Source organism: Nocardia sp. alder85J, from assembly GCF_020176955.2.
In the GTDB taxonomy this organism is placed as follows: domain Bacteria; phylum Actinomycetota; class Actinomycetes; order Mycobacteriales; family Mycobacteriaceae; genus Nocardia.
Genome location: NZ_JAIUCZ020000019.1, coordinates 66,752 through 80,590, shown reverse-complemented (window position 1 = coordinate 80,590; position 13,839 = coordinate 66,752). Strand labels below are relative to the sequence as shown.

Annotated in this window: 12 protein-coding genes and 1 pseudogene; 7 read left to right on the top strand and 6 right to left on the bottom strand. The window is 66.6% G+C overall.

The window, feature by feature from the left end; genetic code table 11:
* Window positions 1-182 precede the first annotated feature (182 nt).
* Window positions 183-632: pseudogene (locus LBW94_RS42805) on the bottom strand (DUF4158 domain-containing protein); the annotation flags it as partial.
* Window positions 633-822: 190 nt separating this feature from the next.
* On the opposite strand from LBW94_RS42805, the gene LBW94_RS42800 reads away from it, so the two are divergent.
* Window positions 823-1,065, top strand: coding sequence for a hypothetical protein (locus LBW94_RS42800; RefSeq protein ID WP_225062549.1), 243 nt, complete (start codon window positions 823-825; stop codon window positions 1,063-1,065).
* Window positions 1,066-1,456: 391 nt separating this feature from the next.
* Here the strand turns inward: LBW94_RS42800 and LBW94_RS42795 are convergent, their stop codons facing one another.
* The 4 genes from LBW94_RS42795 to LBW94_RS42780 all read right to left on the bottom strand — a co-directional run bounded on the left by LBW94_RS42795 (window position 1,457) and on the right by LBW94_RS42780 (window position 5,756).
* The gene (locus LBW94_RS42795) at window positions 1,457-1,963 is read right to left on the bottom strand and encodes a hypothetical protein (RefSeq protein ID WP_225062550.1); all 507 of its coding nucleotides are present in this window, start codon (window positions 1,961-1,963) and stop codon (window positions 1,457-1,459) included.
* A 660-nt stretch (window positions 1,964-2,623) separates the two neighbouring features.
* Complete coding sequence (locus LBW94_RS42790; protein WP_225062551.1) at window positions 2,624-3,262, bottom strand: hypothetical protein; 639 nt, start codon at window positions 3,260-3,262, stop codon at window positions 2,624-2,626.
* Window positions 3,259-4,854, bottom strand: a complete 1,596-nt coding sequence (locus LBW94_RS42785) for an integrase (RefSeq protein WP_225062552.1) — start codon at window positions 4,852-4,854, stop codon at window positions 3,259-3,261. Before LBW94_RS42785 ends, LBW94_RS42790 begins: the two co-directional genes overlap by 4 nt.
* Window positions 4,851-5,756: a tetratricopeptide repeat protein gene (locus LBW94_RS42780; RefSeq protein ID WP_266273494.1), complete on the bottom strand. Its 906-nt coding sequence runs from the start codon at window positions 5,754-5,756 to the stop codon at window positions 4,851-4,853. Before LBW94_RS42780 ends, LBW94_RS42785 begins: the two co-directional genes overlap by 4 nt.
* An 82-nt stretch (window positions 5,757-5,838) precedes the next feature.
* Here LBW94_RS42780 and LBW94_RS42775 point away from each other — a divergent pair, with 82 nt between their 5' ends.
* The 6 genes from LBW94_RS42775 (at window position 5,839) to LBW94_RS42750 (ending at window position 13,408) form a co-directional block, all read left to right on the top strand.
* A complete protein-coding gene (locus LBW94_RS42775; protein WP_266273492.1) occupies window positions 5,839-6,324 on the top strand; it encodes a hypothetical protein in 486 nt (161 codons plus the stop codon).
* Between the two features lie 768 nt (window positions 6,325-7,092).
* Window positions 7,093-7,302, top strand: coding sequence for a hypothetical protein (locus LBW94_RS42770; protein ID WP_225062392.1), 210 nt, complete (start codon window positions 7,093-7,095; stop codon window positions 7,300-7,302).
* Window positions 7,303-7,935: 633 nt separating this feature from the next.
* The gene (locus LBW94_RS42765) at window positions 7,936-10,383 is read left to right on the top strand and encodes an MFS transporter (protein ID WP_225062391.1); all 2,448 of its coding nucleotides are present in this window, start codon (window positions 7,936-7,938) and stop codon (window positions 10,381-10,383) included.
* Window positions 10,384-10,445: 62 nt separating this feature from the next.
* A complete protein-coding gene (locus LBW94_RS42760; protein ID WP_225062390.1) occupies window positions 10,446-10,907 on the top strand; it encodes a MarR family winged helix-turn-helix transcriptional regulator in 462 nt (153 codons plus the stop codon).
* Window positions 10,908-11,091: 184 nt separating this feature from the next.
* A complete protein-coding gene (locus LBW94_RS42755) occupies window positions 11,092-12,051 on the top strand; it encodes a LysR family transcriptional regulator (RefSeq protein WP_225062389.1) in 960 nt (319 codons plus the stop codon).
* A 163-nt stretch (window positions 12,052-12,214) separates the two neighbouring features.
* Complete coding sequence (locus LBW94_RS42750) at window positions 12,215-13,408, top strand: alpha/beta fold hydrolase (RefSeq protein WP_225062388.1); 1,194 nt, start codon at window positions 12,215-12,217, stop codon at window positions 13,406-13,408.
* Window positions 13,409-13,414: 6 nt separating this feature from the next.
* On the opposite strand, the gene LBW94_RS42745 is transcribed toward LBW94_RS42750, so the two are convergent.
* On the bottom strand, window positions 13,415-13,795 hold the full coding sequence (locus tag LBW94_RS42745; RefSeq protein ID WP_266273488.1) for an SDR family oxidoreductase: 381 nt from the start codon (window positions 13,793-13,795) through the stop codon (window positions 13,415-13,417).
* Window positions 13,796-13,839: the final 44 nt, after the last annotated feature.

The window sequence follows — 13,839 nt, the reverse complement described above, 5'->3', positions numbered from 1 at the left end:
CCACGCTCACCAGACCCGCACCATCCGGCAGTGCTGGCACGTCCCGGCTTTGTCGGGGCTGCTCCCACCCTCCCCGGCGTCTCCCGGCTCAGGCTGCCCCCAACTACAGCAATCGTGCTGCGACACAATCACTTCGGAGTCATCACACCTCCAATATGGACAGCGGCGCCTCGTGGCGCACGAAACTCGCACGCCAACTGGAACAACAGCGTCGGGGAATCATGCTCCAGCGACCGCGCCAACAGGAACTCGTCGAGTTCCTTCAGCTCCATCGGCCCCGGGGGCCGCCAGCCCAGGAACTGTGCGACCAGGCGTAGATGCTCGGTGCGGGTTTGTGCCCGCTTGCCGTACGAACGGATCAGCGACGCATCAACTTCCAGCTTGTCGGCCAACCGGGCCACCGCCACCGGCGGCGCGTCAGCGATCCTGTCCGGCACGAACCCCAACCACGGCAACGTACACAACGCCACAGCCATACCGAGCCGTTCCCCCGGGCCCCGGCCTCGGCCGGGCGTCAGGAACGCGATATCGGACGGGGCGAGCGTGAAGAACCGGAACAACTCCTCGCGGCTGATCTGCGGAAACTCCCGCAGACGCGCCAACTCCTCGTCCGCGAACACCTGTATCGCCACGAACCCCGACCTCCACCCGCGCCGACCAACCTCATCGGCAGCCAAGCCAAGCACCAATCCCGTTGCCCCGCAGCCCGAACCGGAAGCCCGGCATCACCGCTGGTCAAGCCATTGTCGTTGTTTTTCGCACGATTACTACCGGGACCCCCAAAGGAACCCAGCGTGCCGTTGAGCCACGATCGTAGTCGGCATGGCATCGGCGGCGGGTCGCGGCATGCCGATGCGGCGCGTTGACCTGCGTTTCTCCGCGCGACTCGCATACGATGCGATTCTCTCGCATCTGATGCGACTAACGGAGGGTGGTGTGGTGGGTTCGATCGGTGGTGGAGCGCCGGGCGCGGCGCGGCTGCATCTGGTCGACGGCGTCGCGCTGTTGCGGCCGGAGGAGCAGGTGTTTGGCGCGATGCTGTTCCCTGTCAAGTCGGCGTGTTGAGATCTTGAAGCCAGGTTCCCGGCTTGTCGTTTACCACCGTCGTCGGGCAATCAAGTCGGTGGCCGGAGGAACCTCCGACAGCAGAGCGATCCGCTGAGAGAACACGTCCCAGATCCGGTGCGAGGACCTGATCGTTGCGACGGTTCTCGGCAGAGCCGCAGGGCCAATAAGCAGCAGTAACGGTACTTGATTCAATGTAAGTTCGCGCAGGGTGAGCATGACCTCGCTTCGCGCGGGCAACCTGGGACGACAACATAGTCCTGATAACTTGGCGTCGAGTTTCGGGGGGCCGTTGGGTGGCTCGAAATGCGGCGTCCTGCGATTTACGGTTGACTGTCGGTGACGACTTCGCCAACGAGCCCGGTAGAGGCTCCTACTCCGGCATCAAATCCTAATCCGAACCGAGGTCCTTCACGATCTTGTCAGCCGTTGAAGCAAGAGAAATAGTTACATTTTCCGCTGCCTTCGCAGCTCCCGTAATCAGCAATATGAATCTTTTGATACCCATGAGAGCTTGACCTCGCCGAATCTTCCTCTCATGCTTATTGCAGGTCTGGTCGATGAGATCTTCAATAGTCTGGAGACGCGACTTGAGCGTTTCAGAATTTATGGAGTCACTCATTTTCTGAACTATTCTTTGAGTTTCCTCAAGCTGAATTTCAACCTTGCGGCGGGCGCGTCCCGCATTCTGCGCCGAGCGCAGTGCCGCATGAACTGGAGGGTCTAGTATTGCTAGCCTAGAGGCTTCGACGATCTCTAGCGAGATTGTCATTGGACGCTTATCTTTCTGCGGCAGTCCGAGATATCTGAACAGATGATGAGATCTACTGGATCCGATCGCTAAGATCGGAGCACGAAGGCCGTACTGTGAAGTTGAATTGGCGGCTGTCTCCAGCATCCGTCCAGCCTCTCGATCCAACTCATCCAGCCTCTTCGCGAGACTTGCACAGTTCGCGACGAGCCGCTCTTTCTCTGCGATTCGTATAGGCATGCGCAGAAGTTCCGACCTATTCAACTCGGCCACAATATTCGATATGTCAGCAAAGAGGGCCCGAAGGTCGGCTACGTCTGCACTGTTTCGAGTTCGCACTAGAAAAGGTCTCGATTCCCCTGGCGCTACAAATATGAGGCAGGGAAGATCATTAGGATCAAGACCAAAATAGTCTGCAATCTCTCGACCGGCCCCGTGCGCACGGCGAAGCACTTCTTCACGAATCGTCGGAGGTACGTGCGCGGCATCTACGCTTGTCCAGTGATCTAGCGCCCGCCCGCGACGCTTAATACGTAACGAGATCAGGCCCGGAACAAACCGATAGATCGAGTAAGCAGGATCTTCGGCCTTGAGATCGGCTACGGTCGTCGCACTGACTGAAAAGAGACATAGAGCGATATCCCCTCCGAGCTCGACGCTTAAGCTACTCCTTGTGTCAAATAGCTGTCCAAGTAATTTTTCGTCCTCCGGCCTCGCCGGGACGAATAGACACAAGATCCTCTCCCTACAGGCTCCAGAGTTGAACCATTTGACCAAGTCGCCAACATTACCTACACCTAAATACATTTAATTCTCCCGCTCATCGCTGGCACCAGGCAGATTATCCAGGTCATGATGACTTGAAGAAAGAGTGCGATCATCCACCGACGCGAGCACCATGGTTCCAGCGTATGCCGGGCCTCCACGACAGCCGCGATCAGTCCAGCGGGCACCTGCCGTAAGCATCTCTGACCGCATTGGGCCATAGTGAGCTGTAAGTAGCCGCACATCGGTCGCCCGCCGGGTGCGGTCAATCCTCGGTCTGGTGGGGCAGCCGTCGCCGAATCGGGATGACCCGGACATTGGGGTTTGCCAGCGCTTCCCGCAACGCCTGGTTTCCAGGGCGAGTTGATTCACGGCCCGGACAAGGGCGGGGACGTCGACCCGGAATTGAGAGAGTTCAGTGTTCTTGTTCGCGATCGTTTTCTTCAGTGCGGCGATGGTGGCCCGCAGCTGGGTCTCGACCTCTGATGGTGCCCCTCGTTCGGCCACCCGCGCATAGAACTCATTCTTCAAGTCCGTATGCCGTTGTGTCAGGGCATTTCTGGGGACATCAGCTTTCAGCGCAAGGGCGACGATCGTGAGCGCGCCGTTGGATCGGTCGGCGGCGCCGGACAAGATGCGGTCCATCGCGGCGCGGATCCGGTCGCGCTCATCGGTTTTCATCGAGCGTCCTCGGTCGAGGTGATGCGGGTGCGGTCATGGGTGTCGGCGTAGCCTCGAAGCTTGTCGGCGTTGGCGCGTAGCCGGTCGCCGAGCGGGCCGGGAACCCGGCCGGCCCGGATGTCCATGATAGTAGCGCGCGCCCGGAGCTGGATGGCGTGCTGATCGGTGCGGATAACGTTGCCGCAACCAGGGACGCAATGGTCCAGGCTGGGTGTGTCTTTGACCCCGTCGCGGTGGCAGAGGGCGGTGGCCCGCTTGTAGTGGCAGAGCAGCAGTGCGTGCGGGTTGTCGTAGATCATGGCGTCCTCGTTCGCGATCAGCCGCCGTGCCGTGGTCGCGGTGATGGCCGTGCCGGCGAAGCGGGGTGCGGTCGCGGCGGCGGTGATCGCTCGCCGGGCGGCCGGACCGGACACCCCTCCACCAGTGCCCAGACTGTCATGGAGGTCGGCGACGGTGTCGGCGACCGCGCGGGCGGTCTCGATGTCGATCAGGTCCCCGATCCCGCCCCGACTACGAGCCGCGTAATTGCCCGACACGGCCGTGCGAAGATGCCCGTACTGGATGGCTAGCGCGACAAGGCCGTTCGGCCGACGAGCGATATGCCACCCCAAACTTCTGCGGAGTCTGGCGGTTCCGATCGCGCCATTCGGGTCGGGTGGGATGACCTCACCGGTCAGCCCATGAGTCGCTGCTTCGGCATTGGCCCAAGCGACGAACGCTTCGATCCGCTTTCCGAGAGTGGCTGTGTTGAGCGACCCGGTGCCTGGCCGCGACATAATGTCGTGAACGTCGTGGTCGAACAGGAGCGCTCCCTCCGGGACCATTCTCTCCAACACGCGGATAGCGTTGACGACAGGACGAATCGCGACCCAAGGCGTGTCGCGTTCCACTCCGGCGGACTCGTGGTTGCCGTGCTCGTCCACGGCATTCTTGAACGCGGTGCTGCGGATCAGGTGCCGGCCGACCTTGCCGTCGGCATCGGGTGCCGGGTCCGGGCAGCACCCGGACCGCATGCCCAGGATCTCGCCCGGACGGGCGCCTGTGAGGTAGGCGCAGACCACGAACGCCGCTGTTGCCAAGTGCCGCATCATGATTGGCGCTTCGTTGAAGTCGATCGAAGACCTCCACGGCCGTCCGGCGATCCGGCCGGTCACCGGAACATCGAACGGGCACGGCCCGGGGCGCTGCGCCACCGCGGCCACCAACCCCTCGCGGGCGCAGAACTTGTCGATCTGGTCCTTCGAGGCTGCGGTGATGCCACCGATGTAGCTGCGGGCCAGCCCAATCCTGGTCGTGTAGACGGTGGCGGGCAGGGGTGCACCGGTCGCGATGAGAGGGCCGAGATAGGCGTGAAGTGCAGCGGCTCCAGCCTCGGTCGCGACGCTCGAGTGGGCTATGGTCGTGAGTCGCTGCCGTTCGGTCCAGGCGGCGAGCACGTCGACGGCCAGGTCGTCGACCACGCGCATCGCCCAAACCAGCAGGGGCCCCATGGTCTCTGCGGCCAGCGGTTCGGTCTCGTTCTCGCCACCGAATGTTGTGGCGGCAGGGAGATAATCGTCGATGCCCGCGTCTTCCCAGGGCGGTCGGATCACCCCCGCTGCGCAGCCACCGCCGCGGCAAGGTTCTCCCGTACCGCCACCGTCGTCGGATGCGCCTCACCGAGGACCCGCACGCAGTCGGTGAGGGTCTGTTCGTACAGGGCGATGGCGCGGGTGAGGTCCCCGGCGTCTTGGTGGGCGCTGGCGAGGTTGTTGCGGGATCCGAGGGTGTCGGGGTGGTCGGGTCCGAGGATGCGTTCGCGGTCGGTGAGGGCTTGTTCGTGCAGGGGGATGGCGCGGCCGGGGAGGCCTTGGTCGTCGAGGAACATCGCGATCCGGTTGAGGAGGGCTGCGGTCTCGGTGGTGCCGGTGCCGGGTTCGGTGTGGTCGGCGAGGGCTTCGGTGTGGGGTGCCAGGGTGCGCCATACCGGCCAGGTCGCGGGATCGTCCCAGGTGGCGGGGAAGGCGGCGGTGAGGGTGGTGGTGGCGCGGTCGCGGGCCTGGTCGATCATGTCGGGGCGGCGGTGGGTGTCGGTGGGGTCGGGGGTGCGGGCGACGGCTTGGACCAGCCGGTGGATCGAGATCGCGGCGCTGCCGGGGTCGATGGTGATCATGGTGTAGGCGGCCAGGATCCCGAGCGCGGCGTTGATCGTCGGTGGGTCGGCCAGCTCGTTGATCAAGGACATAGGGATGGTGTCGGGGGCATACCAGGCCAGGGTGAGCAGCAGATCGACCGCGAAGGGTTCCCGGGCGGTGATCCGGTCGAAGGTGACCCGCCAGATCCGGGCCAGGGTGCGGTGCTCGCCGGTACATGGCCGCGGGATACCCGGTGAGCAGGCGCAGGTAGTCGCGGGGGGTGGTGGCGGGGTTGTGGGCGAGGTAGGCGCCGGCCTGTTCCAGGGCCAGGGGCAGGTGCCCCAGTTCGGTGCACAACTCGGTGGCGCCGTCGAGGTCACGGGGCCCGCCGGTGGTGAGCAGCCCGGACAGTAGGTCCAGTGATTCGGCAGGGGTGAGGATGTCGAGGGAGACGATGGTGGCGTGGCGCCATCCGGTGGCGAGGCGGCTGGTGATCAGGATCCGGCCGCCGGAATCGGTGGTGCGGGCGAGGATCTCGGCGATGTCGGCGGGGTCGTCGACGTTGTCGAGGATCAGCAGCCATCCGGTGTGGGTGGCCAGCCACTGCACTCCCCGCGCCGCGAGTTGCTCCACCGGCAGCACCGTCGCCAGTTCCGGTTCCAGGGCGGTGGCGAGGCCGGCCAGTCCCTGCTGGACCTCGCCGGGGCCGGCGGCGGTGATCCACCGGATCGGGGTACACCCGTGTGGCCGGGTGGCGGCCCACTCGACGGCCAGGGCGCTCTTGCCGATCCCGCCGAGCCCGTGCACCGCATGCACCACCACCGTGGCGCGGTTCGTGGTGATCGTGTCCAGGCGATCCAATTCCGTGGCGCGGCCCACGAACCGCTCCGCCCGCAACGGCAGGTTATCCACCCCCGCCGGTGCGCCGACGTCCGCGATCGGCCGTAGGGGGCCACTGTGAAAATGGTTGACCTGCGTGTTGTTGTCACCGATCCCGCCGATCACCGCCCCGGCGGCGTTGACCACGAGATCCCCCCTGCCGGGTTCCCCACCGGCACCATCGATGTCCACGCCCCGAGTATCGACGCTCACGACCGCAACGTCACGACACCCACGAACTGCTCCTCGAACCCCCGCGCATCCACCGCACACGCCGGGCGGGATACCGGCCCTTCCGACGCGACAAATACGCTCCACCCGGCTCCACCCTGGACGCGATGGCCATGTCGACGATCGTTCGACGGCCACGATCAATGGGGCTCGGCGACTGTTGCCGACGAACCGCCGCCGGCCGTCGGAAGGCTGTGGAGCAGGCACTTTCGTGTAGCCCGACCTTCGGGGACGGGAGTGTGGATCTTTCGGGCCGCCGAAAATGTCTGTGGCGCATGCCGACACGCATATATCCGGCGAATCACCGGCTGCAAGTTGGGCAGCCGGCCCGGTGTCAGGATTGATACGGCATATGCCGTTCATTTCGACAGCATCGGGGTTCGCGTGCGCACGGGCGCTGAGCCATCCTGGAACGTGGGGGAGTCGCTCGACTGAACCTTCCCGTGTGGGCATGCGAAATACCTGACGGGGCAGGGAACGGCGACGTCGTCGTCGGGCTCGGGGTTCACCGGCGGCACGGTGTCGGTGGTCCGCTCGATCAGGGGGATTTCGATCGTCCGCGACTGATCGCGCTGCTCATCGGCCAGCGAACAGAGGAGACCGAACGTGACCCGCCGAACCGAGCGCCTGCGCCGCTGGGCCGCGCGTGAGCGCGCCTGGCGGTACCTGACCGGACGTCGTCGCCCGCAGCATCGGGTGGCTGTGGTGACTCACCGGCTGCTCGACGGGCTTGCCGTGTTCGGATATCGCGAGGATCTCCGGCTTCGGCGAATCGTCCACGCTTACAACACTGTTCAGCGAGCCGGGGAGCGCTGACGGTGTGTCGATGCGAGAGCGGCAGCGCCGGTGCGGGTTCGGATGGTGCATGACCGGTCGGGTGGCGATGGGCTCGGGGTTCGTGCGTGAGGTACTGCGGGACGGGGAGGGCATTCCGGCGGTGATGTCACTCGGCTGTCGGGTGGCGGCGTTGTGACGCATTCGGCATCGGTGCCATGACTACCGATGGTGGACCGGGCGGCATGGCGAAGATCACGTAGCCGGTGTGCGTCCGTCACGGGCCGATATTTGCACGCTGACCTGGCCGTCCGGCCCATTCGCCCCACCACGGCATTAAATTGCTTTCGGCAACTAATCTGTGGATACTAGTTGCCTAGGGCTACCAAGCGGGGCCGTCGGGGCATCGAGCAGGTGCCGCGAACTGCTCGCACGGCTGGGTGGACCGGAAGCGGTGATCCGATCGGTAGGCGGCTGTGGGCCGTACGAGGGTCACCGCAGCGTGCTCACGGCGTCACGCCCTGGGCGGACAGTTGCGCGAGCGCTCGACATCGGTGTCGGCGGGTCCGGCGGCTGTGCACTCCGGTCCGTGCCCGGCGCACGCGAGCGTCGTCACGATGCGAGCACCGTCCCACCCCCGGACTCTTCCGGCGCGAAAAAGAAAGTTGAGGTCACATGGCAGTCGTAGCACCGGACCGGACGACGGTGACGGCACCCGATCCGGATGTCCCGATGTCCCATCGGCAGATCATGGAGGCGCTGTCCGGGCTGCTGCTCGGTCTGTTCGTGACGATTCTGTCGTCCACCATCGTGTCGAACGCGCTGCCGACGATCATCGCCGATCTGCACGCCAGCCAGACCGTGTACACCTGGGTGATCACCGGGACGCTGCTCTCGATGACGATCACCACGCCGATCTGGGGCAAGCTCGCCGATCTGGTGAGCAAGAAGCTGTTGATCCAGATCGCGCTGGCGATCTTCGTCCTCGGGTCGGCCATCGCCGGTCAGGCGCATAATCCCGCGATGCTCATCGGGGCTCGGGTGGTGCAGGGGCTCGGGGCCGGCGGGCTCAGTGCGCTGGTGCAGGTGATCATGGCGGCGATGATCTCGCCGCGTGAGCGTGGGCGGTACTCGGGGTACACGGGGGCGGTGTTCGCGCTGGCGACCGTCGGCGGGCCGCTCATCGGTGGCGTCATCGTCGACACGTCCTGGCTGGGCTGGCGGTGGTGTTTCTACGTCGGTGTGCCGTTCGCCGTCATCGCACTGGTCGTGTTGCAGAAGACTCTGCATCTTCCGGTGGTCAAGCGGAAGGTGAAGATCGACTGGCTCGGGGCCACTTTGATTTCCGGGGCCGCCGCTCTGTTGTTGCTCTGGGTCTCGTTCGCGGGGAACAAGTACGACTGGATGTCGTGGCAGACCGCGGCGATGCTCGGTGGGGCGGTGGTGCTGGGGGCGCTGTTCGTGGTGGCGGAGAATTTCGCCGCCGAGCCGATCGTGCCGTTGCGGCTGTTCCGGATTCGCACGCTGTCGCTGTCCACGCTGGCCAGCTTGTTCATCGGTGTCGCGATGTTCGGTGCGACCACCTTCCTCAGCCAGTACTTTCAGCTGGCGCGCGGTGACTCGCCGACGAAGGCGGGTCTGATGACGCTGCCGATGATCGCCGGTCTGGCCGTCGCGTCGACGATCTCCGGGCGGGTCGTGAGCAGCACGGGACGCTGGAAGAACATCCTCGTGCTCGGCGCCGGGCTGATGACCGTCGGCTACGGCCTGCTGAGCATGATTCGCTACGACAGCTCCTACTGGGAGGTGGCGATCTACATGCTCTGCGTCGGGGCGGGGCTCGGCATGACCATGCAGAACCTGGTGCTGTGCGTGCAGAACCAGGTGCGGCCGCAGGAACTCGGGGTCGCCAGCTCGACCGTCTCGTTCTTCCGCTCGCTCGGTGGCGCGATCGGTGTCTCGGCGCTCGGTGCGCTGCTGGGAACCCGGATCACCCATTACATGAAGGACGGTCTCGCGGGCATCGGCGTGCACGCCCTCGGCGGCGACGGGTCGATCCCGAAGTTGTCCGCGCTGCCCGCGCCGATCCGTACGGTCGTGCAGGATTCCTACGGTCACGGCATCGGCGATGTCTTCCTGTTCGTCACGCCGTGTGTGCTGATCGCGGTGATCGTGATCCTGTTCATCAAGGAGGTGCCGCTGCGCACGTCCAACAGCCAGGAGCCGCCGGCGGGTGTGGTTCTCGCGGCGTCCGCGCCGCACGGCCGGCACGCGCAGCGGCCGGATTCGCAACTCGTCGACCGGGATTCGGTCCTGTCCGGCAGCCGGGTCACCGCGTATGTTCCCGTCTCGGCGGGAGAGTCGTTGCATGGCAGCATGATTCGTGGGTTCGTCGGGAACGGTGGCACTCCGGTGTCGCGGGCGGCGCTCACGCTGATCGATGTCGGCGGGCGGCAGGTCGGCCGGGCGACCACCGGGGACGACGGGCGGTATGTGTTGTCCGCGCCGGACACCGGCACCTATGTGCTGATCGCCGCGGCGGAAGATCATGACCCGCAGGCCGCTACCGTCGTGATCCACGGCGGGCCGGTCGATTTCGACGTGGCGCTCAGCGGTTCCGGCGGTCTTGCCGGGGTCGTCCGCGGTGTGGCCGGTGTGCCCATCGCGGGCGCGATGGTCGTGGTCACGGATGGTCGTGGTGAAGTGGTCGTCGTCGGCACGACCGACAGCGACGGCGGCTTCCTCTTCCGGGGGGTGAGCGCCGGTGTCTACACGCTCGCGGTCGGCGCCGACACCTACCGGCCGACGGCCGTGCCGGTCGAGGTCGGCAGTGGTCCGAGCCGCCAGGAGATCGAACTGCTGCCCGGTATGCGGGTCCGCGGGACCATCCGGGCCCGGGGTCGCGGACCCGTTCCCGACGCGCGTGTCACGCTGCTCGACGCGGCCGGGAACGTGGTCGGCACGACGATCACCGGTCTCGACGGGGAGTACGACTTCACCGGCCTGCCCGACGGCGGGTACACCGTCACGGCCACCGGATATCCCATGGTGGCCAGCGGAATCGACCTGACCGGTCAGGGCGACGACCCGCACGACCTGTGGCTCGGCCACTCGGCCGAATGACACGGATCCGCCGGACCGCCGATCGTGGTGGTGCGGCGGAGGTGAGGACAGGTGGAGCGACGATGACGGAGGCCGGTGAACCCGAGGCGTACCGGGCGGTCGAGCACGAACTCGGGGTGCTCTTCCGCCGGGCGCGGGGGCTGTCGGCCGAGGTGGCGCGCGAGGTGCACCCGGAACTCGAACCCGCGGCGTACGGACTGCTCATCGCCCTGCGCGACTGTGCTCGCTCGCGGCCCAGCGACCTGGCCGATCACTTCGGTGTCGGCAAGGCCACCATCAGCCGGCAGGTGAAGGTGCTGGAACAACTCGGGTTGATCGAACGCCGCGCCGACCCCGAGGACGGCCGCGCCCACCTGCTGGTCCTCACCGAGGAAGGACACCGCCGGGTGGAGGCCACTCGCATCGCCCGGCAGCAACGTTTCCATGCGATGCTCCGCACCTGGTCGGTGGAGGACGTCCGGATGCTGGGCGCGATGCTCGCCCGGTTCAACGATCTCGCCGAAAGCAGGACGGACCGGCCCTGAGAGCGGGCTGGACCAGCCGGTCGTATGATTCCCCGTGCCTGACAACGGCATTGCGCCGAACCACGAGCACCCTCGATCGCGGACCGGTGGTGATCGAGGGTGCCGGGCCGGTCATCCACGGCATTGCTGCTGGGAGTCGACATGGGCGGTGCTGGTGCAGGTCACGTTCGGCAGGTGGTCGCCCATGACCGAAACTTCGTCGCCGGGGGTCTTCGTGTCCTGGACGGCGTGGTGGACGTCGGTGGCGCCGGATACGGTGAGCCTGCGGTACTTCCTGGTGCTGGCGCAGGAGCTGAACTTCACCCGCGCGGCCGCACGCATCGGTATCGCACAGCCCGCACTCAGCGCCAGGATGCGCCGATTGGAGGCGGAACTCGGCACCAGCCTGCTGGTCCGTAACACGCGCAGCGTCGTATTGACCACGGCCGGTGCGGCTTTGGCGGAGTCCGCGCCACCCGCGCTGGCGGCGCTGGACCGGGCATGGGACACCGCCCGGCATGCGGGGGCCGGTGAACTGGGCACGCTGCGCATCGGATACAGCCTCAGCGTGGGGGCCGAGACGGCACCGGCACTGGTGGACAGGCTCATCCACAGCAGCCCGGGACTCGAGGTCGGCGCGGTCCCGATGGCGACACCGGAGATCTCCCCCGCGGTCGCCGACGGCCGTATCGATGCGGGAATCACCCGCGGTGAACAGCCCGGTCGTGGCGTGCGCCGGTTCCTGCTGCGGGGTGAACGCGTCGGAGTCCAACTGGCACAGCATCATCCGCTGGCCGAGCACGCGGAGATCGAGATCGCCGAGGCGGCCGCGTACCCGCTGCGCCTGCCCGACCGGACGGCCAACCCCGTGATCCACGATCAACTGTCCGCACTGTTCCGCGACATCCGTCCGGCCCCCCGATTCCGCACGCCCGCGGTCTCTTTCGACATGTCCCAGCGCGACCTACGCGACGGGCTCACCCTCGCCCCGGCCGGTGAGGCCGCGGTCACGGCCGCACCGGCCGGTCTCACGTGGCGACCGCTGCACGGTGCACCCACCCTGACGATCCACCTGGTCCTCCCGCGCGAGCAGTCACCACTACACCGCCGCATCCGCACCGTCGCCAAAACCCTGGCATACGAACTGCACTGGTTGCCGGACTGAGGCGTAGCAGGTCACGGTGTCACGTCTGCGTGCGGCAGCCCCGTGTCTCGTGCCACCGAGGTGGTGATGGACAGCTTGGGGCCGGATCGTCTTCTCGTGCGCGGGAAGTCGCTCAGCCGGCTGATATACCGTGACGCGATCGTTCGACACGGGAGGAATCGTCATGACCGGGAACGCTTCTCAACAGGTCATGCTCGTGGTGGAGATCACGGTGAAGCCCGGCGCGCAGCGGGAGATGCGCGAGGAGCTGGATCGGCTGGTCGACGCGACGCGGCGGGAGGACGGGGTGGTGCGGTTCGAGGTCGGGCTCGATCCGGCCGACGATACGCGGGTGGTGGGGTACGAGATCTGGGCGTCGCAGGATGCTCTCGACGCGCACCGGGCGCAGGCGCACACCCGGGCTTTCCGGGAGCGGGTGCGGGAGCTTGTTGTTGATCCCGCCGCGCCCCTGCACACCGGCCGCTGGCGGCCGATGCGTGAGGAACTGCCGGCTGCGTATGTGCCCGGTCCGGTTCCGGCCGCTGCGGTGCCGCCGGGGTTCGGCAGTGCGCAGCGGGTGGTGGACGATGTGCGGCTGCATTACGTGATCGGTGGCAATGGGTCGCCGGTCGTACTGCTGCACGGGTTTCCGAACACCTGGTATGCGTGGCGGGAGGTCATGCCGCGGCTGGCCGAGCGGCACACCGTGGTCGCAGTGGATCTGCGTGGGCTGGGGGATTCCGAGGCCGGGACGCAGATCGATGATGTCGTCACCGGGGTCGCCGATCTGCACGGGCTGATCGCGGGGCTCGGGCTCGGGCCGGTGTTGCTCGCGGGGCAGGATTGGGGTGGGTCGACCGCGTTCGCCTTCGCGGCGGCTCATCCAGACGAGGTGCGGCGCTTGGCCGTGGTGGAGGCGATGCCCGCGGGGCCGTGGACGGTGCCGGGGCCGGGTGCCTGGTTCGTCGGGTTTCATCAAATTCCGGAGTTGCCGGAGCGGATGGTGGCGGGACGGGAGCGTACCTACCTCGAGTGGTTCTATCGCGCGTACTCCGCGACTCCCGGCGTGCCGACCGCGGCGGCGGTGGACGAGTACCTGCGCTGCTACACCCGGCCCGGCGCCATGGCCGCGGCCTTCGATCGGTACCGCGGCCGCGCCCGCGAGATCGAGCACAACGCGAAGCGGCTGTCGCGGCCGCTGGACCTGCCGGTCCTGGCCGTCGGTGGTGAGCGGTCGATCGGGGCCGCGGTGGCGGCGAATCTGCGCCACGGTGCTTCCGACGTGCGCGAGGAGCTTCTCGCGGGGTGCGGGCACTATGTGTCGGAGGAGCGGCCGGGGGAACTCGCCGAGCTGTTGCTCGACTTCTTCGGCGAGTAGCCGCCGTCAGCCGCGGCGGATCGGGCCGGTCTGACCGGCGGCGCGGTAGATGACCTGTCCGGTCACGAATTCCGCGTCGGCCGAGGTCAGGAAGGCGACCATGCCCGCCACATCCCGTGGCTGCCCGATGCGCCCGAGGGCGAACGCCGAATTCGCCTGTGTCAGTTGTTGTTCCGACATGTCGGCGAAGGGGCCGGTGGCGGTGCTGCCAGGGTTGACCGCGTTCACGGTGATCGGGCGGGCGGCGAATTCGAATGCGGCGACCTTCGTGATCTGGTCGATGAATGCTTCGGCGCCCGGATACAGCCCGATCCCCGGGATCGCGGTTGCCGTGACACCGGAGGAGGTGTTGACGATGCGGCCACCGTCGGCGAGGTCGCCGGCCACCGCCTGCATCATTTCACCAGGGCGGCCCGGCGGCTCGGCATGGC